This is a genomic window from Microbacterium sp. AK009 (genome assembly GCF_013410955.1).
In the GTDB taxonomy this organism is placed as follows: domain Bacteria; phylum Actinomycetota; class Actinomycetes; order Actinomycetales; family Microbacteriaceae; genus Microbacterium.
The window spans coordinates 113,787-140,715 of sequence record NZ_JACCCG010000006.1 but is presented as its reverse complement, the minus strand read 5'-3'; the positions used below and the strand labels follow the sequence as shown (position 1 = coordinate 140,715).

The following is a 26,929-nucleotide window of genomic DNA, read 5'->3' as shown; positions in this document are numbered from 1 at the left end:
ACAATCGAAGGGCTCCGTGATTCACCTCCGACTTCTGCGACTGGCCGCGCCAGCGCGCGTTGCCGTCGCCGCCACAATCGTGATGGGGCTGGTGCTCAGCGCGCTCGCGATCACGCAGGCCGTCTCGACAGCGCGCGTTTTCGCCGGGATCGTGACCGGAGAGCCGCTGTCTGCCCTGGTCGTCCCGTTGATCGTGCTGGCGGCCGCTCTTCTCGCTCGACCCCTCGCCACCGCGGGTCGAGAGATCGCCGCCCACGCTGCGGCGTCGCGAGCGAAGACGAAACTACGCGCCCAGATGCTGGACGCAACCGCAGCCGCCGGCCCCATCACGGCCGGTGTGCAGCGAGCGGGTGAGGCCGACTCGCTCCTGGTCGACGGGGTCGAGAACATTGAGCCGTACGTGGCCCGCTACATCCCCCAGGTTGTCGTCACCGCCGTCACCGCCGTATGCGTGATCGCATTCCTCACGGTGATCGACCCGGTCGTAGGGCTCGTGGCGGCGGCCGCGGCCATCGCGGTACTAGCTGTGCCGCGACTCTGGGACGCGGCGCTGCAGCGTCGCGGTGACGATCACTGGGGGGCGTACTCCGGCCTGCACGCAGACACTGTCGACGCGATGCGCGGGATGGAGACGCTGAAACTGCTCGGTGCGACGCGTCGAACCCGGCGACGGCTTCATGCAGCGGGCGAGAACCTGCTGACGGCCACGCTCGCTCAACTGCGGCTGTCGCTCGTCGAGTCCGGGCTCACCGGGTTCCTGCTTCTCGCCGGTCCTGCCATCGTCCTGTGTGTCGCGGTGGGGCGGGTAAACGCCGGGGCTCTGCCGGCCTCCGCTCTCTTCTTGGTGACCATGCTGTCCTTCGAGGCCTACCGTCCGTTTCGGGATCTCGCGAATCACTGGCACGCCGGCTACCTCGGCGTCTCAGCTGGCGGCCGCATTCTTGACGAGCTCGATCGAGCGCCGGCGTCCGCGGTCGCCCGCCCAGATTCTCGCGCCGCTACAGCGGCGCCGAATGCGGTCGAGCTCGAGAATGTCGTCGCCCGCTACCCCGGAGCCGATACCGATGCGCTCATCAATGTCTCGCTCCGAATCCGGAAGGGCAGCCGCGTCGCCATCGTCGGAGCGTCAGGATCCGGCAAGTCGACGATCGCGAACATCTTGCTTGGTTTCCTCACGCCGACCTCCGGGCGCGTCGCCATCCAGGAAACCGCCCGGGGGATGGCGATAGCGCTTGTGTCACAGGATCCGGTCATCTTCTCGGGCACCGTGCGCGACAACCTCGCCGTAATCGCACCGGAAGTCGATGACGCCCGCCTTCTCGAGGCGCTCGAGATTGCGCAGGCGCTCGAGCTGGCCAGTATCGATCGAGGCGGACTGGATGCTCCGGTCGGCGATACCGGCGGTCTCTTGTCAGGCGGCCAACGACAGCGGCTCGCGGTGGCGCGCGCGTTGCTCCTCGACGCTCCGATCCTGCTGTTGGACGAAGCGACCAGCGCGCTGGACACACGTCGGGAACGCGCACTGCTGGCAGGTCTTCCCCGGCACGCCAGCGATGGCGCCCCCGTGACGATAGTGGTCGTCGCACACCGGCTCAGCAGCATCCGCGACGTCGACGAGGTGTTCGTCATGGGCGAGGGGCGGGTCCTCGAACACGGCCGCTACGACGAACTCGTCGCCGCCGGCGGGGCGCTGGCGAAGCTGGACGCTGCGCAGCGAGACGAGGTCCCGGCATGAGCACGATGGCGATGCTTCGACCCGTCCTCCGACTTCTCGCCGTGCTCGCTCCCGCCGATCGCCGACTCTTCATCCGATCAGCGCTGTCGATGACGGCCTATCAGCTGGCAGCCGCTGCCGCGGCTGGGCTCAGCGCCGCGATCGCTTCCGTCGTCACGGCAGGCGACGACGCGATTGTGGCGGCCCTACTGATCGGGCTCGCCGCCGCGATCGTGGCCTGCGGCGCGTTCACGTGGATCGAGTCCTGGCTGAGTCACGTGCTCGCCTACCGGGTGATCGCCGCGCTCCGTTTGCGGGTGTACGACGCGATCGAACGCATCGTGCCTGGTCGATCGGCTCGCCGGCGCGCCGGGGAGGTCACCGGGACCGCCATGGGTGATGTCGAAGCGATGGAGTGGTTCTACGCCCACACCCTCGGCGCCGCGCTGAACGCCCTCCTCACCCCGGTTCTGTTCGGCATCGCACTCGTCATCCTCGTCGGCCCCGTGGGGCTGGTCGTCCCGGTCGGGATCGCCCTGCTACTCACAGTGCCGTGGCTGCTCGCCCCTATGCAGACACGGCAAGGCGCGGACATCCGGGAACGTTTGGGCGCGTTGCGCGCGACCACGTTCGAGGGGATGGAGTCCCGCCGAGACATCGCCGCCCTCGGTCTCGCCGGCCAGCATCGCGACACAGTTTTGGCACACACCCGCGCCGTGCAGTCCGCGAAACGTCGCTTCTCACTCCGCAGCGCGCTCGAAGCCGGTCTCGCCGACCTCGTGGTGGCCGCCACCACCTTCGGCTTCCTCCTGACCCTCGTCGGCGCGGCCGGGGCAGGAACGATCGACCCGGTCCTGATCCCGCCGGCGACTGTGCTCGCGACGGCGTCGATCGTCCCCGCCGCCGGGGCCTTTGCGATGCTGCAGCGCATCGGCGAGATGTCCGCAGCAGCGACCCGCATCCTCTCGCTCCTCGACGAACCCGACGAGGTCTTCCCAGGCGGCGACACCCGTCCCGGCCCGGTCGCCGGGGCGGTTCAGCTGCGCGACGTGACGTTCGGGTACACCGCGGGACATCTCGTGCTCGACGGCCTCGACCTCGACATTGAACCCGGCGAACACCTGGCGCTCGTCGGCGCCTCGGGAGCGGGAAAGTCCACCATCGCCCGGCTGCTCACCAGGCTGTGGGACCCGACCTCCGGCAGTATCCTCCTCGACGGACGATCCCTCCGCACCCTCACCCCCGACACCGCCCGACGCGAAGTTGCCCTCATCCCGCAACACCCCTTCATCTTCCGCGGGTCGCTCCGCGACAACCTCCTGCTCGCCAACCAGGACGCCACCGACGCCCAGTTGGAAGAAGCCGTGCAACGAGCAGGCCTCGCCGACACCGTCGCCACATTCAGCCGGGGCTTCGACGAACCGGTCGGGGAACGGGGCACCGCACTGTCCGGTGGGCAACGGCAACGAGTGGCGATCGCCCAGGCGATGCTCCGCGATGCCGCCGTGCTCATCCTCGACGAGGCGTCCGCGAACCTCGACACCATCCTGGAACGCGACCTCGCCGACACCCTCGCCCGCGTCCGGTTCGGACGGACCACCGTCGTCATCGCACACCGGGTATCCACCATCCGCCGGATGCCGCGCGTCGTGCTGATCGAAGACGGCCGCGTCATCGCAGACGGCACCCACGACACGCTCACCGACGACCCGCGATACCGCTCGCTGCTCGCCCTCGAAGACCCTGACGCCTCGACCATCCGGGTCGGCGCACAAGAAGGAAAGAGGGGGTGACGAGTATCGGTGGGGTCGCGGGTCTGGCACCGTTCGACCGGCACCGTCGATACGCCGAAACTGCTTTCGCTGATGCGCGGGGCCTCATTGACCCCATGTGTCACGTGCAATATGGGCTCAGCGCATCGAGTGTCACACGGGTGAGGCGCAGGACGATTCCGTCCGGCTCAGCGCCTGATGAAGGATCGGGCGCGCCGCCACTAGCGGCACTCTTCGGCGCGAACACGCGGGTCGTCGTGGTGGATGTCACAACTCCGCGGGTACGTGAAGCGGGCTACTCAGCATGCCGTGTTCTTGCTCCGGCCTTCGAGCGGCTCACACCTGCTGCGTTCCCCGCAAGGATCGACCGGACTCCACCTTATCCCGGCTGGTGAGAGCCTCGACACGAGCGGGCCGCGGCAATGACATAGTTCAGCGTTTCATGTACTGTCGCTGTCATGCCGACGATGACCGCCACTGTCACGCACACCGCTGCGCTTGCCCGACTTGGTCATGCGCTCTCGGACCCGACGCGGGCGGGCGTCCTGCTCGCGCTGCGGGAGGCTCCGGCGTACCCGTCCGATTTGGCTGATGCGCTGGGTGTGTCACGGCAGGTGATGTCGAACCAGCTCGCGTGTCTTCGTGGGTGCGGCCTCGTCGAGTCAGTTCCCGATGGACGACGAACCTGGTATCGGCTGGCCGACCAACATTTGGCGCCGGCGCTCGACGAGCTCCTGCGCGTCGTGCTCTACGTCGAGCCCGGATGCTGCGCCGGCGAGACCTGCAGCTGCGCATGAGCGCCACGCACACGCCAACCGATCACCGCCGGCACGTCCTGCAGCGCCGCATCCGATGGATCGTCTTCGCGACGATCGGCTACAACATGGTCGAGGCGATCGTGGCAATCACGGCCGGGACGATCGCCTCCTCGGCAGCACTGGTGGGCTTCGGTCTCGACTCTACGATCGAAGTGCTCTCTGCGGCGGCGGTCGCATGGCAGTTCACCCGGCGCGATCCCGAACGCTGGGAGAAGGGCACGCTGCGCGTCATCGCGATCGCGTTTTTCGCCCTCGCGGCCTATGTCACCGCGAGCTCTCTGATCGCGCTTGTCGCTCGAGTTGAGGCCGAGCACTCGCCGGTGGGGATTGCGATCACCGCACTCAGCGTTGTCATCATGCCCTTTCTCTCGCTCGCCGAACGCCGTGCGGGGCGGGAGCTCGGATCTGCCACGGCTATCGCGGACTCCAAACAGACCCTCATCTGCACCTACCTCTCCGGCGCCGTCCTAATCGGGCTCGTGCTCAACAGCCTGTTCGGCTGGTGGTGGGTCGACGCGATCGCCGGCCTCGTGATCGCCGTCTTCGCCATGCGCGAGGGACTCGAAGCGTGGCGGGGGGATGCCTGCGCAACCTCGGTCGGGATGATCCTCGAAGACCACGCCGACCACCACGACGACTAACCCGTGCGATTGGGACATGTCTCTTCGGAATCGCGCACGCCGATCGTGGACATCTAGGGTCGTTCAGCCCGCCAATCCGGGACATCTCCACGCGGAATTTACAGTCTCCATCTGGCGTTTCGGGCGAGCGCCCTACCTTGGCGAGCTGACCTTGCGAGTGCCGGCTCCGGCACGGAGTCACGAAGATCTAGCGAAATCGTCACTGACAACGGAGCCTGCTACCGCGCTCGATCATTCACGGATGCTCTCAATCACGCCGTGACGCGTCAAAAGGTCCTGTCGTCTTGCGACTGGGTGTCGGAACTCGCGTTCACCCTTGTCCACGCCGGCCACGTCGCTGATGATCTCAAGAGTGACCGTGCTCTTGACCGTTCCTGCTCCGGTTGACGCACCCGGGCGCATCCCGGTCGTTCCGGTGGCGCGTGCACTGGCGGCGGGACTGCTCGTCAAGGGGCAGGCTGTCCGGGTGCTGAGCCGCGTTCGGAACGAGGTCTGGCCCGAGGGTGTCGAGTTGGTCGATGGTGACGTGGCTCAGCCCGAGGGCGCCGCGCCGGCTTTTGAGGGGATATCTGCTTTGCTGTTGGCAGGGGCGTCGCCCGCGACAGTCCACCGAGCGCTGGAGCTAGCGGCGGCGGGTGGGGCGGGTCGCGTCGTCGTCCTCTCATCCCACGGCCCTGACGTCGAGGTGGCCTTCCCTCCGGAGTACTGGGAGTGGCTCGCGGTCGAGGTGGTTGCCGAACGGTGCGGGTTGCCGTGGTGTCACGTCGTGCCCTCGCTGCCTTTCGCGACCGCGATCTCTGCCAGCTATCCCATGGCTTTGCCGTCACTACGGGATTCAGTGCAGGCGGGAGGGCCGGTGATGCGCCCGTTCGCGATGGCGAGGCTGCCGTCGATCGACGAGCGCGATCTCGCCGACGTGCTCCGGCTCGCGCTGTTTGACCGTGACTTCGTCGGCAAGCGGATCCACGCGACCGGGTACGGGCTGAGCGAGGCCGATCGGGTGGAGGCGGTCATCCGAGCAACAGGCCAGGCTGTCGAGCTACGGGACCTGTCGCGAGACGACGGCCTCCTGTACCTCACATCCCAAGGACTAGAGGATGATGAGGCCGCTTACGTCCTCGACACGACGGGGTGGTTTCTCGAGCATGTCGATGCGCACGAGGGGGAGGCGGCGCGTCTCCTCGGCCGATCATTGCGTAGCTTCGACGCCTGGGCACGGGAGAACTGCGACGCCTTCCGGACTGCTTGAGCATCTGGCGAGCAGCCTCCACACGGTCCTGGCCATTGAAATCGGGACGGCGATCCGAGGACATATGCCCCGGAAGAACGGCCCGATCTGGACGTTTGTCGGCGGTCCCTACACCACCGACGTAGGGTCCGCTCGGGCTTGTCGATTTCGCGGGGCGAATGCCCGCGAGGCGTCCATCTGGACGCCTCGATCGAGCGCCGCGAGCTCTGACAGCATTGGCGGATGGCATTCACGATCAGGGAGCCGCGCTCGGGAGAGGCGTCTGCGATCGCCGATGTTCACGTCGCGGCGTGGAAGGAGGCGTACTCCGATCTGCTTCCCGAGGATCACTTCTCGGAGGAGTACGTCACGGCTCGTCACCGGATGTGGCAGCACGTCCTGACTTACCCGCGTGACGACATGCGCGTTCGAGTAGCTGAGGCCGGCGGCGAGATCGTGGGATTCGCTTGGGTGGGGCCGGGTGAGGGCGTCAACGGCGAGCGGGCGCCTCGTGAGCGTCTCCTCTACGCGATCTACGTTCGGGCGGCGCAGTACGGGACCGGAATCGGTCAGGCGCTGCTGGACGAGGCGCTGGGGGATGGCCCGGCGATGCTCTGGGTGGCCAAAGAGAATCCGCGCGCGACGGCCTTCTATCTCCGCAACGGGTTCCGTTTCGACGGCGTCGAACAGGTCGACCCTCACGCTCCGTTGATCACCGACGCGCGGATGCTGCGATAGCCGTGTGGGAGAGGACGGGCGACCGACTCCATGCCGTGAGGGCTGCGGAATCGGCTCTCCTCGACAGTGGCTGTATCTGACAGCTCGGTCACACCTCTCACCACACAACGCACCCACGAGACGAGGTCCGCCATGCCCGAGTTCGACACCCATCTGGTCAGCGACAGTCCGGCCGTCGGCCGGCTCGCGTCGCCGGCCGATGCCGATCTGCCGGTAGCCCTGACCGGCGACTACCCGTACATCCGCGACGAGCTCGTCATCGATGACACGGTCCAAACGTTCTGCAGCCTGAAGAGGGGCAGCGGTCCAGTCTTCCTCCTCGGCCGTGTGGTGCGTCACGCACAAACCCTCAGAGTCGAGCGCCCGATCGTCATCGTCGCCGACGTCTACGACGGCACCGGGGGCGGGATCGATGCGTCGGGGGTCCCCGGTGCTGGAGGTGCATCCGGCGCGGATGGGCGAGGTCCCGGAGCGGGTGGGGACTCGGGCGGTGCGGGCGGTACCGGTGGACCCGGCGGCACCGTCACCGTCTACTGCCGGCGCTCGATCAATGTGCAGATCAGCGTCCGGGGCGGGCACGGCGGTACGGCAGGAAACGGCGGCAACGGGGCCGGCGGCACTCCGGACGGCGAGATCGCCGGCTACACCGAGGTCGTCGACTCGACGCCGGACGACCTGTCCGACTTCGCCACCCACGAGGTGTACCACCCGCCCGTCCCTGTTCCCGGCATCCCCGGCGGCCGGGGCGGGTGGGGAGGCACCGGCGGCTCCGGCGGACCCGGTGGCACCATCGCCTTCACGAGCATCGCCGATGACACTGCGCCGGTGCTCGATGCGGCCGGCGGCGCAGGTCAGCCGGGCGGATACGGCGGCACCGGGGGGATGTTCGCCCCCGCCGAGGGAGACGGTAGCAGCACCGCTCCGAATGGCGCGGAGGGCAGCTGGGGAGCAAGCGGCGCTGTGACCCAGAGCATCCTGGGCGAGGAGGAGTTCGCCGCCGGACTCCGCCCCCTTCTCGGCGCACACGCCGACGACTGGGCGCAGTTCCGCGCGGGGGTTGGCGAGTACCTGTATCACCGGCACAACGACGACATCCCCGACCGGACCGACTGCTCCGAGCGCGCGGCGGCGGAGTTCCAGCGCGCTCTCGAGCTGCAGCCGATGAACCCGAAAGCCCTCGCGCTGCAGAAGCAGCTCGAAAGCGGCGTCAACGCTCTCGGCCTCGATCCCCACCTGGACGTGCTCCCGAGCTTCACTGAGTACATCAGCGCCTACACCGGCTTCGGCGGGCTCGCGCTGAACTTCCTGACCAGCGGTACGCAGGACCTCGTCAACGCGCTCACACTCGCCCACCTCGCAACGTTCGCCGAGCTGATGGGCCTGCAGACAGCGTCCGCGAGAGACGCCGCGGTCGATCAGCGAGCCATCGCTCGCACCGAGGAGCAGCTGGCGACCGTCGAGATCGAGCACGCTCAGCGGCGCCTCGATCAGGCCAGCGCCGACATCACCGCTGAGATGGAGCGCATGGAGCAGGCCGCGCTCGAATCGGACGGCTTCTTCGGCACTGTCGCGCAGGTGGCCGCGGCGGTGGTCGGGGTGATCGCGGCGATCCCCACGGCAGGCGCGAGCCTCGTGACCCTGGTGCCCGCGGTGGTGAGCCTCGCCGACATCGCGCTCGACGAGGGCCCCGACATCGTGAAGGCCGTGATGCAGGGCAGTGAGGCAGACGTCGAGAAGATCAAGAAGGCTTACCAGAAGATCGGCAAGAAGGAGATGGATGCTGTCGCCCAGGGCGCGAAGAGCATCATGAACTTCGTCTCGGTGATCGAGAAGCTGACGGCCAGCCGGACTTCCGACAACGCGCGGTACGTCGACCTCGTGCGTCGCGGTGCCGAACTGACGCACGAGCTGCTGCTCGCCCGGCGCCGCGCGGGACTGGCCGGTCAGCGCGTGGCCGCCGTCGAGAATCAGATCGCCCGGGCCGACGTGATCATCGCGCGGGCGGCCGCGCTCCGTGACGACTCGACCGCCGATGCCGGCACGCTGAAAGCCGCCGGCGGCCTCTCCGTGGCTACGGCGCAGGCGGCCGCAACGACCCTGCTCGGGCTGGCGTTCCGCGCGCAGCGCGCGGTGGAGATCTACACCCTGGAAGACGAAGGTGCGCACCTTGACCTCGCTACCGGGATGCTCGATCCCGACTTCGTGCGCCGCTACCGTGAGGGCCGGCACACCGAGGCGGAGCTGGTCGCTGCATTGAAGGCATCCTGGAGCGGCCTGATGCAGCCGATCGCGATACAGGGCGACTACACGTCGTACTTCGACACGCCGCCCGATCACGATCAGCTGCGACTGACTTTCGAGGCGGACAGTCTGGAAGTCGAGACTCTCAGGGCGACGAAGCGCCTGGCGTTCCGGGTCGACGTCGACGACATCCCCGACGGCAGGTACGACGCGAAGGTCGTGGGGGTGCGGATCGCTCTGGTCGGGGCGACCCATCCGAACGGAGAGGTGTCGTGTCAGCTGCGCCACGGGGCGCAGTACGCTCAGCGTCGCCCCGACGGCGACGGATCGGTGCAGGTGCAGGTCCTTGCCCCGCGGACGAGCACCCGCAAAGCGATTCTGACGACACTGCCGGCCGATCCGGGATTCGTGCCGGATCCGCCGCTGACGGCTCCGACCACCCTGCGGTTCTGGGGTCGCGGGCTCGCGGGGGACTGGGAGCTGAGCATCCCCGACGACCAGCTTCCGGGTCTCGATCTGAGCGGCGTGACCGCGGTGCAGGTCTGGCTGGGTTACCGCTTCGTCGGGTGAGCCCGATCGGGACATCTGCGCGCGGAATCTCCGCGGGCCGCCGAGTCTCGAGTTGCGGCCCCACCGGTCGCTCGGACACGCCAGGATCTCTGTATGGCTGTGGACGTGATGGTGGTCGGTGGGGGAATCTCCGGGCTCGCGTGCGCTCGCGCGGCTAGCGACGGCGGACTGTCGGTGCGCGTTCTCGATCGCGGTCGCCGCGTCGGCGGGCGCCTGTCGAGTCGCACCGTCTGGAAGCGCGCCGTCGATCTCGGCGCGTCGTACTTCGTGCCGGGCCGGTCCGAAGACTTCCGGGAAGTCGTCGCCGGCTGGGAAGCGCGAGGCCTTGCTCGCCCCTGGACGGACACCTTCGTCGTCATCGACGCCGACGGGGAGCAGACGCTCAAGCAAGGGCCGATGCGCTGGGCGGCTCCCCGGGGGCTGCGGTCGCTGGCGCTGGATCTTGCCGAAGGTCTCGACGTTCGGCAGGAGCACACTGTGGCGCGCGTCGAACCGTATCGCGTCGACGGCGACGATGTCGGTGAGGTGGTGCTCGCCATGCCCGGGCCGCAGGCGGCACGCCTCACGGGCACTGCGCCGGGCGTGGAGCTCGCGTGGGAGCCCGTCATCGCTGTTGCACTGCGATGGCCGACGCGTCAGTGGCCGAGCGACCTGCGGGGCGCCTTCGTGCACGGCGATCCCGACGTGACGTTCATCGCGGACGACGGTGATCGCCGCGGTGACGCTGCGCCCGTGCTGGTCGCACACACGACGGCCGAGCGCGCCCGGTTGCATCTGGACGACCCGGCGGCCGCGATCTCCCCCGTTGTGGCCGCTGTGCAACGACTGTTGGGCATCGCGCCCGATCCCGCCGCGACCTTCGCCCATCGCTGGACCTTCGCCCGACCCGTCGAAACCGCGGGTGCGCCGTTCTTCCGAGCACCCGGGCTCTCGGCGTGCGGCGACGCCTGGGGCGAGGACGCAGCCGTGCGCACCGCCTGGGGGTCAGGGCACGCTCTCGGACGTGCGCTCGCCGCCGCGTGAGTCGATGCCCCGTGAGGGGTTCCGCCGACGCGAGACCCGACGACGAAACCCCCGCTCGATCGCATCGGGCGGGGGTTCGTTTTGGTACTTCAGCGTCCGTAGGCTCTCATGATCGACATCCTTCCGTCGGGGAGATCGACAGTACCCAGTGACCCGCGGATCGGCAAGGGGTGAAGCCGCCCGACCTCAGCTCCCCGCCCGACGCCACTCGTCGGAAGTCAGGTGCGACCCCGCCTGAGGTCCCATCTGCAGCATCCCGCCGTCGACGACCCAGCTGGCCCCTGTCACGTAGGAAGCGGCCGGCGAAGCGAGGAACGCGGCGACAGCCGCGATCTCTTCCGGGCGGCCCGGACGGCCGAGAGGGATGCCGGGGCGATGCGTCTTCTCGGCCTCTTCAGCGTCCATGTCGTTCATGGGCGTGGCGATCTCGCCCGGGCCGAGAGCGTTCACGGTGATGCCGTGCTCGCCGAGCTCCTGCGCCATGGTCTTCACGAGACCGCCCAGCCCGTGCTTCGACGCAACGTACGCGGCACTTCCCACGCGAGGCTGATGCTCGTGCACGCTGGTGATGGCGATGATCCGTCCACCACGGCCGGCCGCGACCATCCGGCGCGCGGCAGCCTGCATCCCGACGAACGCGCCGTCGAGGTTGAGCAGAACGTCCTTCCGCCAGGCGTCGACATCGAGGTCGAGGAACGGGCCCCCCGATCCGCCACCGGCGTTGTTGACGAACACGTCCACACCGCCGAGCTCGTCGGCCAGCGCATCGATGACCGCTGCGGCTCCGTCGAGATCGGTCGCGTCGAACTGCGTCACGACCGCGCGGGAGCCGCGGGCGCGCACCTCTTCGGCGGTGTTCTCGGCTCCGTCCTTATCGGAGTGCCAGGTGATGCCGACATCCAGGCCCGCCTCGGCGAGAGCGATGGCGGTCGCTGCGCCGATGCCGGAGTCGGAGGCGGTGACGATGGCATGCCGAGGAGTGAGAGTGTCAGTCATGGTCCGACGGTAGGCCTCTCGACGCCACCGCGGGGGGGCCTTGCGCCCGGCGGGCTGCGTCGCTAACGACGCGCCCGCCGGGACGGGGTGGGCGCGCTCGCCGTGGTCGCGACGCGCGCCCACCTTTCACTTCTGGATGAAGGGAAGAAGCACCGCGTTGACCTCGTCGGCGTGCGTCCACAGCATGCCGTGGGGAGCACCGTCGATCTCGACATACTCCGCTTCGGGGAACGCGGTGTGGAACGGGCGTCCGGTCGCCTCGATGGGGAGGATGTTGTCGGACGTGCCGTGGGCGATGAGTGCGGGCTTGCCGGTGGCTCGTACCGCGGCGACGTCACCGGTGAAGTCCTCGATCCACGACGGAACCACGGCGTACGCCGCGATCGGCGCACTGGTGCTGGCCGTGTTCCAGCTCGCCGTCACGGCCTCCTCGCTGATGCGCGTACCCAGGGTGTCGTCGAGGTTGTAGAAGTCCGTGTAGAACGCGGTGAACCATGCGAATCGATCCGCCTTGGCCGTCGCCGCGATCTGGTCGAACTGCGCCTGCGGCACGCCTTGACCGAGCATTCCGGGCTCGACGGAGGCGAGGAACGCGTATTTGGCGACACGGTCGGAGCCGTGACGCGTCGTGTAGCGGCCGAGCTCGCCCGTGCCCATCGAAAACCCGACCAGGATGACGTCGGTGAGATCGAGCGTGTCGAGGACGACGCTGAGGTCGTCGGCGAACGTGTCGTAGTCGTATCCGCTGGTGACCTTGCTGGACCGGCCGAACCCGCGACGGTCGTAGGTGATGACCCGGTAGCCGAGGTCGAGCAGCTCGCGGGTCTGCTTCTCCCACGAACTGCCATCCAGCGGGTATCCGTGGATCAGTACGACCGGCTGGCCGCTGCCGTGGTCCTCGTAGTACAGCTCGATCGGCGTCGAGTTCTCCTGGCCGACGGTGACGTAGCCCATTTCGTTTCCTCTCCTCAGACTGAGAACGATCGTTCTCATGTTGGCTCTCACTGTAGAGAACGATCGTTCTCAGCGCAAGTGCGCTCTCCGACATCGCTTTGCTATCGTGAGAACGTCCGTTCTCAGATTGCAGCGACTGATCGGAAGAAAAGGAGGAGTGGATGCAGACCGACACGCGGAGGGAACAGGAGCGCGACGACAGGGCGAGGATCCTCGAGGCGGCCGATCAGCTCTTCTACGGCCGAGGGATCCAGGCAGTGGGGATGGACGCTGTGCGTTCCGCCTCGGGAGTTCCGCTGAAGCGGCTGTACGCGTGCTTCCCTTCCAAGGAGGCTCTCGTCCTCGAGATCTTGCGCAAGCGCGCGGAGAGCTGGAACTCCTCCATCACCGCGGTGACCGCCGCTGCCGAGACTCCCCGGGGGAAGCTGCTTGCGGTGTACGACTTCCTGGATGAATGGTTCCGGCAGGACGACTTTCGCGGGTGCGCGTTCATCAACGCGTTCGGCGAGCTCGGCGGGACGTCATCCGATGTCGCCCTGGCTGCGCGGACACAGAAGCAGGCCTTCCATGACCACCTGTCGCGATTGGTCGCCGAACTGGGGGCCCCGACCTATCTCGTGACCCAGCTCGCGCTCCTGGCGGAAGGGGCGCAGACGACGGCCGCGATCGAAGGCCGCCCGGAGGTCGCCGCGGAAGCCCGTGCCGCGGCCGAGGTTCTGATCGACGCGGCGATGGCCCGCTGAGAGTTCGCTCGCGACCGGCGACGCGCTCACCTCGCAGCGCTCGTCCCGTGGGGGGACGAGCGCTACGGTCGAGCATGGCAACCGCTACCCACACGCGAGGACCACGCATGGGCACCATGTGGCGGGTCGCTGTCGTCCTGGCCGCGACCGTCGCGATCTGGAGCCTCATGGTCGGGCTGTCATCGGCCACGACCGGTGATCCTCCTCGGCAACCACGGAGTTCAAGTGAGCAGCGCCCTGGCGGTCACGGTCGCCGGGATCGTGCCCGCCTTCGTTCTCGCCATCGCCCTCACGAGAGCGTTCTTCCGCCGGAAGCCCATTTGGACCCTCCCCGAGCCCGACCCGTGCCTATGACCGCCGGCCCGCTCAGCAGCGATCAGTCCTTCGTCGCGTCACCTGATGCGTCCGCGGTGTCGGTGGCGGGTTCCCGAGTCGCGCGCGGGCGCTCGCGGGTCACGGTCTGCGCGGGGGCACCCGCTCCCGCCATCCCCGCCCCGATCCCGCGGCCGACGGCCTGACCCTGGATGATGCCGGCGAGGTCGAGCCCGGTGGCCGACTCGACGCTGTCGAAGACCGACCGCAGCGCCTTGGCGCTGTCGCCGCCGACGACATCCGAGGCACCGTCGGCGCCCGAGCTGCCGATGATCGAGACGTTGCCGATCGTGGAGTAGCCCTTGGCGAACTCGGACATGATCGAGGGCAGAATTTCGAGTGTGCGCTGCGACAGCAGGGCCTCCTGGTTCGAGGCGATGGCCTCGGCCTCGGCTTGCACGGCTGCGGCGCGCGCCTCACCCTCAGCCCGGATCGCGTCGGCCTCTGCCTGCGACCGCAGGCGACGCGCCGTCGCTTCGGCGTCGGCCTGGGCGCGAAGGGCGTTGGCCTCACCGGTGGCCTTCGCCTCGGCGGCCGCGGCCTCACCGGCCGCGCGGGCGCGGTCGGCCTGCGCCTGCTGCTCGGCGATGCGCGTGCGCGCCTCGGCCTGCTTCACCTGTTCGATCGCCGCGGCCTCGGCTGAGCGCTCGCGAGTGTAGAGCTCGGCTTGCGCCCGGGTCTCGGCCTCGTACCGCTGCGCGTCGGCGACGCGCTTGACGTCGGCGTCGAGCTGGGCCTGCTTGTTCTCGGCCTGCTGCTGTAGAACCGCCTGCTCGGCCTGGGCGCGCGCGAGCTGCTCGGCCTGCTCGGCCTCGGCCCGGGCACGACCGACCCCCGCGGCGGCGTTGGCGGTGTTGGTGTCGAGCGCGGTCTGCTCGACGAGGTTCGCCTCCTGGTTGGTGATGATCTTCTGGTTGATCGCGCGGTCGGCGTTGGTCTGCGCGATCTCGGCCGCCTGGCGCTTCGCCTGGATCTCCGGAGCACCGAGCGACCGGATGTACCCGACCGAGTCGGTGATGCCCTTGATCTGGAACGAGTCGAGGATGAGCCCCTGCTCGGCGAGCTCATGCGAGACGTCGGCGGCGATCTGGTCGGAGAACTTCTTGCGCTCGCGCATGAGCTCCACGACCGACAGGGTCGCGACGATGCCTCGCAGCGCGCCCTCGAGCTGCTCGGTGGTGAACTGCTCGATCGCGGCGTCCTGCGACGCGAACCGCTCCGCGGCGCGCCGCACGAACAGCGGGTCGGAGCCGATCTTGACGATCGCCACCCCGTCGACGTTGAGCGTGACGTTGTCGAGCGACTGCGCCTCGGCGTTCAGCGACACCTGGCGCGAGCGCAGCGAGATGATCTCGTGGCGCTGGGTGATGGGGTTGACGAGCGACTTGCCGTTGACGATCACCGTGACGGGCGACTCCGACATCTCCGACGAGCTGGTGCCGTCGGCGGCCAGCACCGTGCTCTGCACCTTCTGCTTGCGACCCGATATGACCAGTGCCTCGTCGGCGCGGGCCACCTTGATCCAGCTACGTGCGAACAGCAGTGCGACCAGGCCGATGACGACCGCGGCGACGACCGCGATACCGACGATGATCAGGATGCCGACGACTCCGGCGATCTCCATGAATGGTTTCCCCTTGCGTGTGTGAGTTCGGTCGTGCCGAGCGTCGGTTCCCCCCGCGCCCCGCCCCAGCCTGCCAGAAACCCATCGATCCTGGTTCTCGCCTGTGAGGACCGCCACGATGGCGGGAGGGTCGGCCGTCGTCCTCTCTCGCCGTGGTCGCCCGCGCCGACGGCTCTTGGGTCCGATCTCGGAGGAGGAGGCGGGCGGCTTCGACCGCTACGGGCGCCGCACGAGTGCGACCGAGCGCTCCTCCGCCACGAAGCCGAGGCCGGAGTAGAGCGTGTTCGCGCCGGTCGGGCTCTCGGTGTCGACGTCGAGGATGGCCTCGTCGATGTCGGCGTCGGCGATCGCCTGCAACGCGTGGGCGATGACGAGCGGCGCCAGCCCCTGCCGCCGCCGATCGCGCACGACGCCGATGAGGTCGATGTAGGCGTTGCTGCGCCCCCGGGCCTCCCAGTCGTCGTGATTCACAGTGACGAGGCAGAAGGCGATGATCCGTCCGGTGCCGTCGACGACGAGCCGGGAGAGGTCGCCGCGGAAGAACTCGCTGCCGACGAACTTCCCCCATCCTTCGGAGGTGGACGGAAGGCTTCCCCAGTGGTCGCGGAACGCATCGTTGCGCGCCTCGCGTGCATCCTCCTCCCGGTCGCTCGTGTACGCGACGACCTCGACGCCCTCCGGCGCCGCGACCGCAGGCACCTCGGAACGCGGACGCACCATTGTCGCGAACCACCGCTCCGCAGCGAACCCGAACGCCTCGGCGAGTGTCTGATGTCCGACGTTGACGGCTTCGGCGTAGGTCTTCAGTTCGACCGGGAGCGTCTCGGCGCCGGCCGCGGCCTCCGCGACCTGCTGCTCGGCTCGCGCGTTCTGCCACGCGAACAGCTCCCGGCCGATGCCGCGCCGCCGCCAGGCGGGGTGCACGGATCCGGCCAGGTGGACGCTGAGCTTCTCGCTGCGCGACGGATGGAGGAACGAGCTGCCGGCCGCGATCGCGCGGCCGTCCTCGGAGAATCCGATGAGGGTGTCGCGCGCATGGTCGATGTGGGGGAGGTCGAAGGTGTCGGCCACCTCCTCGCGCGGCGTGATCCAGGTGGGATGGTCGACGGCGTCCGCGGCAGCGAAGACACCGTGGAGGGCGTCGATATCCGCGCGGGTGGCCGTCCGCCACAGGGCGACATCCGGATGCTGCGGCAGCACCGGCTCGCCACTGTCACCGGATCGGGGTTCGACCGTGCTGTCCGCGCTCACGGGCTCACCCTATCGACGGCGGCGGGGTGGACCTGCCCGCGGCGCGAGGACGATCGGTCGAGGCGTGTGCTATCCGAGCCGGCCCGTCCTCCCCCCGACCGATCGTCCTCATCTCGGCTGCGACGTCGCGCAGCGCGCGAACGGGCCGCCTAGCGGTGACCGTCCTGATCGACGTCGGTGTACTCGCCGGGCGTCCCCTCAGGGTGGTTGCGGATACCGTCGCGCCCCTGGGCATCCTCGTACTCGCCCGGCGTCCCGCCACGATCCGAGGTGCGCGTGCCATCGGCTCGCTCGGCGTCTTCGTACTGCCCCGGCACCTCGCCGTCGTGATGGGTGAAACGGCCGCTGCGCGTTTCCTCGTCGGTGTACTCGCCCTCTTCGGGGGTGGACCTGTCGCTCACGATCGTCTCCTTCGTCGTCGTACCTGACACGCTACGCCCGGCGGCCGCTCCGCGGCATCCCGGTTGACGCAGATCCTCATCCCAGCTCGAGGCTGGTGATCCCGAAGAGGCCGTCGGTGTCGACCCGCGGCGGCTCGCCCGTGTACATGCGGGCCGTCTCGAACGACGGCGACCACCGTTGCGCCTGAGCCCACCCGACGGCGCGCGGGTTGACGTCGGGCACATCGACGGCGACCGTCGTCGCTCCGCGGTCCGCCGCGAGCGCGGTGACGAGGGCCGAGGCGATCGCATCGTCGTCGGCGAAGAGGGGGCCGAGTCGCGAGGCCGCATGGGCATCGCGCAGGACGGCGAACCCGACGATCTCCTCGCCCCGCAACGCGACCCGTGCGCTCCGCGCGGGGAGGCTCACCCACGCAGCGAGGAAGGCGTCGCGGGGAGCTCCGAAGAAACGACGGTCGTACGCCGCAAGGCGGTCGAAGGGGATGCCGCGGGCGTCGACGATCCGCACGCCGGCGGGCGCGGGCGCCGGCGACGGGGCACCCTCGTAGCGGGTGTTCGTCCACGCCGGACGGAACCCCGAGCGACGGTAGTTCGCCTGTTGGGCGACCACCCCGTCGAGGGCGACGACGCGTCCCGCCATCCGCTCCATGCCGGCCTGCCAGGTCTGCAGGCCGAATCCTCGCCCCCGTACGTCGGGCCGGGCGATGTACATGCCGAGGAACCCGAAGCCCTCGCCGTATCCGATGACCGAGATGGATGTCACCGGCTCGCCGTCGATCCGGCCGATGAGGAATCCGCGGGGATCGCCGACGGCGAAGGCCTGCGCGTCGGTGACCCCGGGGTTCCACCCCTCGGCCACCGCCCACGCGGCCATCATCGTCACCTCCGCGACGCTCGCCGTACCGATGTCGAATCCCATGGTCAGACCGTAGCGTCGAGCGCTCCCGCCGTCACGGCCGGGCAGTCCGCTTCGTGCCGGGTGGCCGCGAGAGGGCGCCGGGCTTGACTCCGCCGTTGCGTCATAGTTCTGACTGGGTGCATGAACGTCATCCCCGTCGCCTACCTCGCGTCCTACCTGCTGTCGCTCCTGGGAAACTCGATCGCCGGCATCGCCCTCCCCCTGATCGTCCTCCAGGTGACAGGCAGCGCTCTCGGGGCCGGCGCGGTGGCGGCAGCGACGGCCATCCCGGCCGTCCTCGCGGGCCTCGCCATGGGAGTGGTGATCGACAGGATCAATCGGCGAACCTCTTCGGTGATCACCGACCTCGTCTCCGCCGCGTCCATCGCCGCACTCCCGCTCATCGACCTGATCTCGGGGTTGAGCCTCGGCTGGTTCATCCTGTTCGGCATCATCGGCTCGCTCGGCGATGTCCCGGGCATGACCGCCCGCGACGCTCTCCTCCCCGCCATCGTGCGTCACGGCGGCATCGGAGCCGAACGGCTCATGGGCATGCGCGAGACACTCGGCGCCGCCGCGCTGCTGCTCGGGCCGGCCGCGGCGGGAACACTCATGGTGCTCTTCGACGGCTCGACCGTCCTCTGGATCACGGCGGCGACGTCGCTCGCGGCGGCGCTTGTCACCCTGATCATTCCTCACCGTGTCGGTGCGGTCCTCATCCCGTCCCGCTCCGCCGGCACCACACCCACCAACAGCTGGACCCAGCTGCGGGAGGGGTGGCGGGTGCTGTTCCGCAGTCCGTTCCTCGTGGTGACGACGGCGCTCAGCCTCATCTCGGTGTTCGTGCTGTCGTCCATGCAGGGGCTGATCCTTCCGGTGCACTTCTCGCTCATCGACCAACCCGGAATGCTCGGCTTCGTGCTCACCGCGCTCGCGGCGGGGATGCTGCTGGGCGGCACGATCTACGCCGTCGCCGGGGCGCGGGGTCGGCGACGGACGTGGTTCCTCGTCGGGCTGTTCGGCAGCGCAGCCGGCTTCGGCGTCATCGCCGCACTCCCCCATGTCTGGGTCGTCTTCGCCGGTGCCTTCGTCGTCGGGCTGTCCAGCGGCGTGTTCGGCAGCCTCATCGGCGTGCTGATGATCGAACGGATCCCCGAACAGATGCGGGGCCGGATCATGGGCACGCAGAACGCGATCATGACCGCTGCGCCCGCGGTGGGGATCGTCGCCGCAGCAGTACTCACCGAGTACGCGGGCGTGAACGTCGCAGCGATCGCCCTCGCCGGCGTCTGGATCGTCGCGCTCGGGCTCGGGGTGTTCGCCCGCTCGCTGCGTAATCTGGAGCGTGGAAGCGCGGGGCCGGGCGAAGCCGGGACGGTGGTGAGCGAGCGTGCGTAGTGCAGAGCTGGCGCGATTGGCCGGGGTCACCGTACGTGCGCTCCGCCACTACCACCAGGTCGGCGTGCTCGCCGAACCGCCGCGTGGGTCCAATGGATACCGCGACTACGACGTGCACGACCTGGTTCGGCTGCTGCGGATCCGGCGGTTGGCGTCTCTCGGCGTTGCCCTTGAGCGTATGCCCGACCTCCTCGATGCCTCGTCCGGAGGTGCCGCCCTGCTCGATGAGCTCGACGCCGAGCTCGCGGAGCAGATCGCGCGGCTCACCGAGCAACGCGCCCTCATCGGTCGGGTTCGCGCGTTGGATGCCCCGCCCGACGTCCCTGTCGACTTGGCGCCGTTCCTCGCGTTCTTCGCGGCGGCGGGGGCCCCGTCGGAGCTGACCCGGATCGATCGCGACCAGTCCATCCTGCTCGCTCACCTCCTCGGCGACGACCGGATGCCGGAGCTGGTGCGCTTCTACGAGAGGCTGAGCGACCCCGCCACCGCTCCCGCGGTCGTCGCCTTCTCGGAGCGGTTCGCTCACGTGGGTCCTCACACGTCGGAGGAGGAGGCCGCGACGCTCGTGTCGGAGTTCCTGCGTGCCTTCGGACCCCTTCTCACTGCATCATCCGCGGACGCTCTGCCGACGATGAGCCGCGCCGGCGAGCAGCTGATCGCCGAATACACCGGAGACGTGCTGAACCCCACGCAGCGGCGAGTTCTCGCCGATCTCGCCGCGGCGGTCGAGGACCGGCTCGCGTGAGCGAGCGTGGCCCGCCCTCAGTCGTTCTCGCCGAAGCCGTCCCGCATCAGCTCCCGCAGGGCCGCGACCGCCTGCTCCGCGTCGGGGCCATCGGCCTCGATCCGCAGGACGTCGCCCTTTCCCGCCCCGAGGGAGAGGAGGCCGACCATGCTGTTGGCCTTCACCGGTCCCGCTCCTGACGTGGCGTTGGAGATCCGGATGTCGGAGGTGAACGTCCTGACCGCCCGCACCAGCGTCGCCGCGGGTCGCGAATGCAGCCCGACCTTGTTGACGAGAGGCTCCTCGGCGGTGACGCCGGCGCCCGGCGAGTCGGGCGAGTCGGCAGGAACCGGCGCGCGCGCAGATTCCGCCGGCTCCGACGCGTCGTCCGGCTCGTCCCGCCGCTTCGCGGCCAGCGCCCCCCGCGCCTCGGTCGCGACCTCGTCGAGCGTGCCGCCCGACAGGGCCCGCACGATGCCGGCGGTCATCCCCTCGACGAACGGCCCGTCGCTGATGCGCACCGGGTGCGTCGATTCGCGCAGCTCGAGGGCGAGTTCTGCGCTCAGCACCGCCGAGCCGAGGTCGGTCATGATGAGCACCCCCTCTGCATCGGCGAGCTCATCGATCGCCTCGGCGATCGCAGCCGCGTCGGTGCCGAACCCGTCCTGGGCGCCCGAAGCGATCCGCACCGGCGGGGGTTCGTCGTGCACCATCTGCATCGCGAGGTCGAGCGCCGCCTCGGCGAGGGGCCGGCTGTGCGAGACGATGACGAAGCCGATCACCCCGCAGACTCCGTCAGCGCCTCACTCATCGTCCGCAGCAGGATCGTCGCCGACACCGAACCGGGGTCGATGTGCCCGGCGCTCCGCTCGCCGAGGTACGAGGCGCGGCCTTTGCGTGCGACGAGCGGCTCGGTGGCATCCGACCCCTTCTGCGCCGCCTCCGCGGCGGCCGTCACCGCCTCCGCCGCCGTCGCTCCGGAGGCCACCGACGCCGACAGCGCCTCGACCGCCGGGTCGAGCGCGTCGACCATCGTCTTGTCGCCCACCTCGGCGTGACCCCGCGCGACGATCCCGGCCACCCCGGCACGCAGCGCCTTCTCGAGGTCGGCCGCGTTCATCTCCCCGTCTGCGGGGGAGTTCTTGCCCATCTCGAGGAACAGGGTGCCGTACAGGGGCCCGCTGGCTCCGCCGACCGACGAGATCAGCGTCATCCCGACGGTCTTGAACAGCGCCGGGATGTCAGCCGGCGAGCCCGCATCGAGCTTCGCCGTGATCGCGGTGAACCCACGGTTCATGTTGGTGCCGTGGTCGGCGTCGCCGATCGCCGAGTCGAGCTGAGTGAGGTAGTCGGCGTTCTCGCTGAGCGCCTGCGCGGCGCGACGGAGCCAGTTCTGCAGCGTGGCGGTGGTGACGGCATCCGCCATCTCAGGCACCCCACCGCAGACCGCTGGTGTTGACCGGGGCATCCCAGAGGCGCAGCACCTCGTCATCCGCCAGGGTGAGGGTCAGCGAGCACCCGGCCATGTCGAGGCTCGTGATGTAGTCGCCCACCAGGGAGCGGGCCACCTCGATGCCGCGCTGCTCCAGCGCCGCGGCCACCTCGGCATAGACGACGTACAGCTCGATCAGCGGGGTGCCGCCGAGGCCGGTGAGCAGGGCGATCACCGGACCGCCCGTGAAGTCGAGGTCGGCGGTGATCGAGGAGACGAGTTCTTCGGCGATGTCGTGCGCGCTCGCGAGCGGCTTGCGCGTGCGACCCGGCTCGCCGTGGATGCCGACGCCCATCTCGATCTGGTCCTCCGGCAGATCGAAGCTCGGCTTCCCGGCGGAGGGCACGGTGCAGCTGGTCAGGGCGACGCCCATCGACCGGCTCGCCTTCGAGACCTTCTCGGCCACGGCGGCCACCTCGGCCAGGGGGCGGCCTTCGGCGGCGGCGGCTCCGGCGACCTTCTCGACGATGACCGTGCCGCCGATGCCGCGGCGCCCGGCCGTCCAGGTGGAGTCCTCCACTGCGACGTCATCGGCCACCAGCACCGACGCGGTCTCGATCCCCTCGTCCCCTGCGAGGTCGGCGGCCATCTCGAAGTTCAGCACGTCGCCGGTGTAGTTCTTCACGATGAAGAGCACGCCGGCGCCGGTGTTCACCTTCTGCGCGGCGGCGAGCATCTGGTCGGGGGTGGGGGAGGTGAAGATCTCGCCCGCGCAGGCCGCGGCGAGCATGCCGGGGCCGACGAAGCCGCTGTGGAGGGGCTCGTGCCCCGAGCCGCCGCCGGAGACGAGCGCGACCTGACCTTCCGTGCCGGCCGTCGGGCGCAGCACCAGGCGGTTCTCGTGGTCGACCTCGAGTTCAGGATGGGCGGCCTCCACCCCTCGCAGCGCGTCAGCGAGCACCGTTGCGGGGGCATTGATGAGTTTCTTCATGCGGGTCTCCTCTTCATTGAGCGCCTCGGTGGGCGGCGCGCGACCGGGATCTGCGCACCTGAGACGACAGTAGACACATCGGGCGGGGTTTCGGTATGGGTTCATGGGGACTTCGAAGGGGCGCCGGGCCGCCAGGCCCGCGGAATGCCAGCCCGCCCGCGGGGGTTGGAAGGGGCATGGACGACACCGGCCCGACCTCCTCCCACCTCGCCGATGACACGGCGATGGGCCCGGTGACGCTCCTCGTCGCCGACCTCGACGCGATGACGCGGTTCTACCGCGACGTCGTGACCCTCCAGGTGCTGGCGGCCGAGCGCGACACCGTCACCCTCGGGCGCGCAGGCCGGCCCATCGTCGTCCTCGCCCACTCGCCCGGGCTCCGTCACGCGCCGCAGGGCGCCGCCGGGCTGTACCACACCGCCATCCTGTTCGAGTCGCAGGCGGCGCTCGCCGCCGCGGTGCTCTCGGTGGCGCGGCAGGCGCCGCAGACCTTCACCGGCAGCGCCGACCACCTCGTCAGCCAGGCGTTCTACTTCACCGATCCCGAGGGCAACGGCATCGAGCTGTACTGGGACCGGGCGCGCACCGAATGGTCGTGGACGCACGGTCGGGTGGAGATGGCCACGCTGTTCCTCGACCCGAACGCGTTCCTTCGCGAGCATCTGACCGAGGATGCCGCGGCCGGCGCGACCGCCGGTGACGCCGCCGCCGTCGGTCACGTGCACCTGTCGGTGGGCGACATCGCCACCGCGCGGGCGTTCTACGTCGACGGTCTCGGTTTCGACGTGACGGCCGAGCTGCGGGGCACGGCGCTGTTCGTCAGCGCCGGCGGGTACCACCACCACATGGCCATGAACGTCTGGAATTCCCGCGGGGCGGGGCCGCGCATGCCGGCGCTCGGGCTGGGTCGGGTCGACCTCGTGCTGCCCGGCGCCGACGACCTCGGCGACCTCGGCGAGCGTCTGCGCCACCACGGCGTCGCGGTGCGCGACGACGGCCGCGGGCTCTCGTTCGACGACCCCTGGCGGAACGCGGTCTTCGCTACTGTCGCCTGATGGTCGAAGCGATCCAGCTTGCCTACCCGTTCCGCGGAGCGTGGCGGGTTCAGAACAGCCCTGCCGATCGGGTGCCGAGTCACGGGACGCGCGCATTCGCGTCATCCTTCGCCTACGACTTCGTCCCTGTCGATGATCGCGGTCGTTCAGCGCCGTTCACCCTCCGATCGCTTTTCCGAGACGAGCCTGCCGAGGCGTTCCCCGGGTTCGGACGCCCGATCCTCGCGCCGGTCGCCGGTACCGTCGTCAGCGTGCACGACGATGAGCCGGATCATCCCGCTTACCGAGGATTCCGGTCGATCGGGTATGCGATGACGCAGCGGCGACGCGTGGCCGGCGGGTGGCGGGGGCTGGCAGGAAACCACCTCATGATCCGGACGAGCGACGCCGTGATCGCCCTCTGTCACCTGCGGGCGGCGAGCATCGTGGTCGCGGCGGGCTCCGAGGTGAGCGCCGGCGACACGGTGGCCGGCTGCGGCAACTCTGGCAACAGCACCGAACCGCACCTGCACATCCAGGCGATGGACGATCCCGATCCCGAGCGGGCTCGCCCGCTCCCGATCAGGTTCGCCTGGTCGATGCCGCGAACTGGTGAGATCGTCCGAGCCGGCGAGTAGGGTGGGCGCGTCCTCGGCCGACAGAGGGGCGACGCCACGTGAGCGGGAGAAGACGCCATGGGTGAAAGCAGCGAAACGCCTGGCACCATCACTCCGGCGGCTTTCCATGCCCAGCCGGGTGTCGCGGATTGGCGGGTGACGAGCACCGGGCCCCAGGCCGCCTGGCGGTCCGCGTCCCTACGGAGTGCCGCCTCGCTCGTCGACGACATCCTCGCCGCGGCCGAGAGCTCCGAGATTCTTCCCGATATCGATCTCCGGCCGGAGGCGGTCGTAGTTCGCGTGCCCTCCCGCGATCTGGACGGCATCCCCGCGCGAACCCCGGCGTTCGCCGAGGCGGTCTCCGCGGCGGCAATCGCGCGGGGTCTCGTCGCCGACCCGTCCCTTGTCCAGACCGTGGGGATATACGTGGCTCAGCATTCGAGCGTGGATGCCCGCCCGTTCTTCCTGGCGGCCCTCGGATACGAGCCGGTGGGTGACACCGACGCTGCCGATCCCCTCCGGACGGGGCCACCGCTGGCGTTCAACCCGATCACCGGCGACGCTCGAGGTCGCGGACGCACGCATTTTGACGTGTTCGTGCCCGCCGATCAGGCGCGGGCGCGAGTGGATGCCGCGCTCGCCGCCGGCGGCCGACTGGCCGACGACTCCTACGCGCCGCAGTGGTGGTCGCTCGCGTCACCCGACAATCACGGCGTCGACATCGCGTCCTGGACCGATACCTTCGACTGACGCGGTGTTCGGCTCGGCCAGGCGGGGTGCCGGCGGATCATGGCGGCGAGCGCGACCCCCAGGACGGCGCCCAGCCCGTTCGCGACGAGGTCGCGCGGGTGGGAGATCCGGTCGAGAGGGATCTGCGCGAGCTCGATCCCGAGGGTGAGCAGCAGCGGGAGAGCCAGTGCCATCACGCCGCGGAGCAGCAGCCCGGTCGCCACCCCGATGGGCACGAACATGAGCACGTTCAGCAGGATCTCCAGGCTCCGCCCGTCGGTCCACGCCGCCTCATCCGTCCAGGCGGCGGGGTTGAGAATGCCCCAGCGCGCCTCCGAGCCCTCGGTCGCCCAGGGCAGCGGGCGCAGGGTCACCCAGAGGACGAGGCTCGTGTAGAGCAGCCCCAGCACGAAGACGACGGCCCCGACGGTTCGTCGGACGGCGGATGACGCGGGGCTGCCCATGAACCGATCGAACCCGTCGGCGCGGGCGCCGTCAACGCGATTCGGCAACCCCAGCGGCTCTGCTCCGCCGTTTCCCAGGCTCGCGTCGCCGCCGGCGCGCGGTCACCGGCGGGCGAGCGCCTCCCAGTCGGCGTCGATCATGCGGGGCTTGCGACGGGAGATGCGTGCCCGCAGCACGGTTCCCACATCGGGCCAGTAGCGCTTGTCGAGCACCACCTCGGTCTGCAGCGTCTCGCCCTCGAGCCCGGGTGCTTCAAGGGCCAGGTCCATCGTGCAGACCTGGTAGCGCCGGCGCTGCGTGGGAGGGGTGAGCGAGAGGATCCGGATGGCACCGACGTACGCATCCGCCATACGCGAGCCGCTCAGCCGTTCGAGCGTTGCGGCGGCATCGTCCTCCCACTCCTCCATGGCTCGAGCGTACTGGGCGCGCGGGCGCGCGCCGGCCCCCGGCCCGGGGGTGTGCGGGCTGTGCTTCGATGAACGTATGACGCCGCAGGAGAGCTCGCAGTGAAGGCCACGATCATGTACGGCGCCGGTGACGTGCGCGTCGAAGAGGTCGCCGATCCGGTCCTCCAGCAGCCGACCGACGCGATCGTCCGCACCGTCCGCACGTGCATCTGCGGATCCGACCTGCACCCCTACCACTCGATGAAGCCGTCCTCGCGGGGGCAGAGCATGGGCCACGAGCTGCTCGGCGTCGTGGAGGAGACCGGAGCCGCCGTCACGACAGTGAAGAAGGGCGACCTCGTGATCGCCCCGTTCGCCTGGTCGGACAACACCTGCCCGACGTGCCGCGCCGGCTTCCAGACGGCGTGCCCGCACGGCGGGTTCTACGCCACGCGTCAGACGGCGGGGCTGCAGGCCGAGGTCTGCCGCATCCCGCTCGCGGACGGCAGCCTCGTGGCGGTGCCGGGTGTGACCGAGGACGACACGGCGGTGCTCCCTTCGCTCCTCACCCTGTCGGACGTCTACCTCACCGGGTATCACGCGGCCTTCATGGCGCGGGTGCGCCCCGGTCAGTCGGTCACCGTCGTCGGCGACGGGGCGGTCGGCCTCTCCGCCGTGCTCGCGGCCACGCAGATGGGCGCCGAGACCATCATCCTGATGGGCAGGCATCCCGCCCGCACCGACCTCGAGGTGGAGTGGGGCGCGACCCACGTCGTGGCCGAGCGCGGCTACGAGGGCGTGCAGCGCGTTCTCGACATCACGGACGGCCTCGGCACCCACGCCGTGCTCGAGGCGGTCGGGCACATGCCCGCCTACGAGCAGTCCTTCAAGGTCGCCCGCACGGGTGGCGTGATCTCGCGGGTGGGCGTGCCGCAGTACGAGGAGGCCGGAGTCGGCTTCCGCTCCCTCTTCGGCCGGAATCTCACGCTCACCGGCGGCCCCGCGCCCGTCCGCGCCTACATGGAGCAGGCGATCCCCCAGGTGCTCGACGGGACGATCGAGCCCGGCCGCGTCTTCGACATCACGATGCCGATCGACGATGTGCCCGCCGGCTACGCCGCGATGGATGCCCGCGAGGCGCTCAAAGTCCTCGTCACCGTGTGAGCGCG

General features: G+C 69.6%; 27 protein-coding genes. 16 read left to right on the top strand and 11 right to left on the bottom strand.

The genetic code is table 11. The features are described from left to right. The first annotated feature begins 16 nt into the window (after positions 1 to 16). The 8 genes from HDC37_RS14300 to HDC37_RS14265 all read left to right on the top strand — a co-directional run bounded on the left by HDC37_RS14300 (position 17) and on the right by HDC37_RS14265 (position 10,745). Positions 17 to 1,735 (top strand): ABC transporter ATP-binding protein/permease, encoded by a 1,719-nt coding sequence (locus HDC37_RS14300; RefSeq protein ID WP_179561070.1) that lies wholly within the window; start codon positions 17 to 19, stop codon positions 1,733 to 1,735. After that, complete coding sequence (locus HDC37_RS14295) at positions 1,732 to 3,507, top strand: ABC transporter ATP-binding protein (RefSeq protein WP_179561069.1); 1,776 nt, start codon at positions 1,732 to 1,734, stop codon at positions 3,505 to 3,507. Before HDC37_RS14300 ends, HDC37_RS14295 begins: the two co-directional genes overlap by 4 nt. A 437-nt stretch (positions 3,508 to 3,944) precedes the next feature. Further along, the gene (locus HDC37_RS14290; protein WP_179561068.1) at positions 3,945 to 4,283 is read left to right on the top strand and encodes a helix-turn-helix transcriptional regulator; all 339 of its coding nucleotides are present in this window, start codon (positions 3,945 to 3,947) and stop codon (positions 4,281 to 4,283) included. Further along, the gene (locus HDC37_RS14285) at positions 4,280 to 4,945 is read left to right on the top strand and encodes a cation transporter (RefSeq protein ID WP_179561311.1); all 666 of its coding nucleotides are present in this window, start codon (positions 4,280 to 4,282) and stop codon (positions 4,943 to 4,945) included. The genes HDC37_RS14290 and HDC37_RS14285 overlap by 4 nt, the downstream gene beginning before the upstream one ends. 352 nt (positions 4,946 to 5,297) lie before the next feature. After that, positions 5,298 to 6,194, top strand: coding sequence for an NAD(P)H-binding protein (locus tag HDC37_RS14280; protein WP_179561067.1), 897 nt, complete (start codon positions 5,298 to 5,300; stop codon positions 6,192 to 6,194). A 222-nt stretch (positions 6,195 to 6,416) separates the two neighbouring features. Beyond that, complete coding sequence (locus tag HDC37_RS14275) at positions 6,417 to 6,911, top strand: GNAT family N-acetyltransferase (RefSeq protein ID WP_179561066.1); 495 nt, start codon at positions 6,417 to 6,419, stop codon at positions 6,909 to 6,911. Between the two features lie 132 nt (positions 6,912 to 7,043). Then, on the top strand, positions 7,044 to 9,722 hold the full coding sequence (locus tag HDC37_RS14270; protein ID WP_179561065.1) for a hypothetical protein: 2,679 nt from the start codon (positions 7,044 to 7,046) through the stop codon (positions 9,720 to 9,722). A 93-nt stretch (positions 9,723 to 9,815) separates the two neighbouring features. Further along, positions 9,816 to 10,745, top strand: coding sequence for an NAD(P)/FAD-dependent oxidoreductase (locus HDC37_RS14265; protein WP_179561064.1), 930 nt, complete (start codon positions 9,816 to 9,818; stop codon positions 10,743 to 10,745). A gap of 186 nt (positions 10,746 to 10,931) precedes the next feature. Here HDC37_RS14265 and HDC37_RS14260 read toward each other — a convergent pair whose 3' ends face one another. Both HDC37_RS14260 and HDC37_RS14255 read right to left on the bottom strand, forming a co-directional pair. Next, positions 10,932 to 11,741 carry an SDR family oxidoreductase gene (locus HDC37_RS14260; protein ID WP_179561063.1) on the bottom strand — a complete coding sequence of 270 codons (810 nt, stop codon included), beginning with the start codon at positions 11,739 to 11,741 and terminating at the stop codon, positions 10,932 to 10,934. 126 nt (positions 11,742 to 11,867) lie between these two features. Further along, on the bottom strand, positions 11,868 to 12,695 hold the full coding sequence (locus HDC37_RS14255; RefSeq protein ID WP_179561062.1) for an alpha/beta fold hydrolase: 828 nt from the start codon (positions 12,693 to 12,695) through the stop codon (positions 11,868 to 11,870). A 161-nt stretch (positions 12,696 to 12,856) separates the two neighbouring features. On the opposite strand from HDC37_RS14255, the gene HDC37_RS14250 reads away from it, so the two are divergent. After that, on the top strand, positions 12,857 to 13,438 hold the full coding sequence (locus HDC37_RS14250; protein ID WP_179561061.1) for a TetR/AcrR family transcriptional regulator: 582 nt from the start codon (positions 12,857 to 12,859) through the stop codon (positions 13,436 to 13,438). A 225-nt stretch (positions 13,439 to 13,663) separates the two neighbouring features. Continuing rightward, positions 13,664 to 13,792, top strand: coding sequence for a hypothetical protein (locus tag HDC37_RS17305; RefSeq protein ID WP_257021530.1), 129 nt, complete (start codon positions 13,664 to 13,666; stop codon positions 13,790 to 13,792). A 22-nt stretch (positions 13,793 to 13,814) separates the two neighbouring features. Here HDC37_RS17305 and HDC37_RS14245 read toward each other — a convergent pair whose 3' ends face one another. The 4 genes from HDC37_RS14245 to HDC37_RS14230 form a co-directional block, all read right to left on the bottom strand. Beyond that, positions 13,815 to 15,434, bottom strand: coding sequence for an SPFH domain-containing protein (locus HDC37_RS14245; RefSeq protein ID WP_179561060.1), 1,620 nt, complete (start codon positions 15,432 to 15,434; stop codon positions 13,815 to 13,817). A 216-nt stretch (positions 15,435 to 15,650) separates the two neighbouring features. Then, the gene (locus HDC37_RS14240) at positions 15,651 to 16,685 is read right to left on the bottom strand and encodes a GNAT family N-acetyltransferase (protein ID WP_179561059.1); all 1,035 of its coding nucleotides are present in this window, start codon (positions 16,683 to 16,685) and stop codon (positions 15,651 to 15,653) included. 149 nt (positions 16,686 to 16,834) lie between these two features. Then, positions 16,835 to 17,086: a hypothetical protein gene (locus HDC37_RS14235; protein ID WP_179561058.1), complete on the bottom strand. Its 252-nt coding sequence runs from the start codon at positions 17,084 to 17,086 to the stop codon at positions 16,835 to 16,837. Positions 17,087 to 17,162: 76 nt separating this feature from the next. Continuing rightward, a complete protein-coding gene (locus HDC37_RS14230) occupies positions 17,163 to 18,005 on the bottom strand; it encodes a GNAT family N-acetyltransferase (RefSeq protein WP_179561057.1) in 843 nt (280 codons plus the stop codon). Positions 18,006 to 18,125: 120 nt separating this feature from the next. On the opposite strand from HDC37_RS14230, the gene HDC37_RS14225 reads away from it, so the two are divergent. Continuing rightward, the gene (locus tag HDC37_RS14225; protein WP_179561056.1) at positions 18,126 to 19,382 is read left to right on the top strand and encodes an MFS transporter; all 1,257 of its coding nucleotides are present in this window, start codon (positions 18,126 to 18,128) and stop codon (positions 19,380 to 19,382) included. After that, positions 19,375 to 20,127 carry a MerR family transcriptional regulator gene (locus tag HDC37_RS14220; RefSeq protein WP_179561055.1) on the top strand — a complete coding sequence of 251 codons (753 nt, stop codon included), beginning with the start codon at positions 19,375 to 19,377 and terminating at the stop codon, positions 20,125 to 20,127. Before HDC37_RS14225 ends, HDC37_RS14220 begins: the two co-directional genes overlap by 8 nt. 17 nt (positions 20,128 to 20,144) lie before the next feature. Here the strand turns inward: HDC37_RS14220 and dhaM are convergent, their stop codons facing one another. The 3 genes from dhaM to dhaK are packed head-to-tail and all read right to left on the bottom strand — an operon-like array spanning position 20,145 to position 22,529. Continuing rightward, positions 20,145 to 20,888, bottom strand: a complete 744-nt coding sequence (dhaM, locus tag HDC37_RS17570) for a dihydroxyacetone kinase phosphoryl donor subunit DhaM (RefSeq protein WP_179561054.1) — start codon at positions 20,886 to 20,888, stop codon at positions 20,145 to 20,147. Continuing rightward, the gene (dhaL, locus tag HDC37_RS14210) at positions 20,885 to 21,532 is read right to left on the bottom strand and encodes a dihydroxyacetone kinase subunit DhaL (protein ID WP_179561053.1); all 648 of its coding nucleotides are present in this window, start codon (positions 21,530 to 21,532) and stop codon (positions 20,885 to 20,887) included. The genes dhaM and dhaL overlap by 4 nt, the downstream gene beginning before the upstream one ends. Before the next feature lies 1 nt (position 21,533). After that, positions 21,534 to 22,529, bottom strand: a complete 996-nt coding sequence (dhaK, locus tag HDC37_RS14205; RefSeq protein WP_179561052.1) for a dihydroxyacetone kinase subunit DhaK — start codon at positions 22,527 to 22,529, stop codon at positions 21,534 to 21,536. A gap of 176 nt (positions 22,530 to 22,705) precedes the next feature. On the opposite strand from dhaK, the gene HDC37_RS14200 reads away from it, so the two are divergent. Genes HDC37_RS14200 through HDC37_RS14190 form a run of 3 tightly spaced genes read left to right on the top strand, consistent with a single transcriptional unit; the run spans position 22,706 to position 24,930 of the window. Next, on the top strand, positions 22,706 to 23,584 hold the full coding sequence (locus HDC37_RS14200) for a VOC family protein (protein WP_257021529.1): 879 nt from the start codon (positions 22,706 to 22,708) through the stop codon (positions 23,582 to 23,584). Beyond that, the gene (locus HDC37_RS14195; RefSeq protein ID WP_179561051.1) at positions 23,584 to 24,201 is read left to right on the top strand and encodes a M23 family metallopeptidase; all 618 of its coding nucleotides are present in this window, start codon (positions 23,584 to 23,586) and stop codon (positions 24,199 to 24,201) included. The genes HDC37_RS14200 and HDC37_RS14195 overlap by 1 nt, the downstream gene beginning before the upstream one ends. Before the next feature lie 57 nt (positions 24,202 to 24,258). After that, positions 24,259 to 24,930, top strand: coding sequence for a VOC family protein (locus HDC37_RS14190; RefSeq protein ID WP_179561050.1), 672 nt, complete (start codon positions 24,259 to 24,261; stop codon positions 24,928 to 24,930). On the opposite strand, the gene HDC37_RS14185 is transcribed toward HDC37_RS14190, so the two are convergent. Further along, positions 24,888 to 25,421 (bottom strand): VanZ family protein, encoded by a 534-nt coding sequence (locus tag HDC37_RS14185; RefSeq protein WP_179561049.1) that lies wholly within the window; start codon positions 25,419 to 25,421, stop codon positions 24,888 to 24,890. The two genes, HDC37_RS14190 and HDC37_RS14185, sit on opposite strands and share 43 nt — an antisense overlap. A 54-nt stretch (positions 25,422 to 25,475) precedes the next feature. Next, on the bottom strand, positions 25,476 to 25,781 hold the full coding sequence (locus HDC37_RS14180) for a hypothetical protein (RefSeq protein WP_179561048.1): 306 nt from the start codon (positions 25,779 to 25,781) through the stop codon (positions 25,476 to 25,478). Between the two features lie 99 nt (positions 25,782 to 25,880). On the opposite strand from HDC37_RS14180, the gene HDC37_RS14175 reads away from it, so the two are divergent. Next, positions 25,881 to 26,924, top strand: a complete 1,044-nt coding sequence (locus HDC37_RS14175) for a zinc-binding dehydrogenase (protein WP_308472230.1) — start codon at positions 25,881 to 25,883, stop codon at positions 26,922 to 26,924. The last annotated feature ends 5 nt before the right edge of the window (positions 26,925 to 26,929 follow it).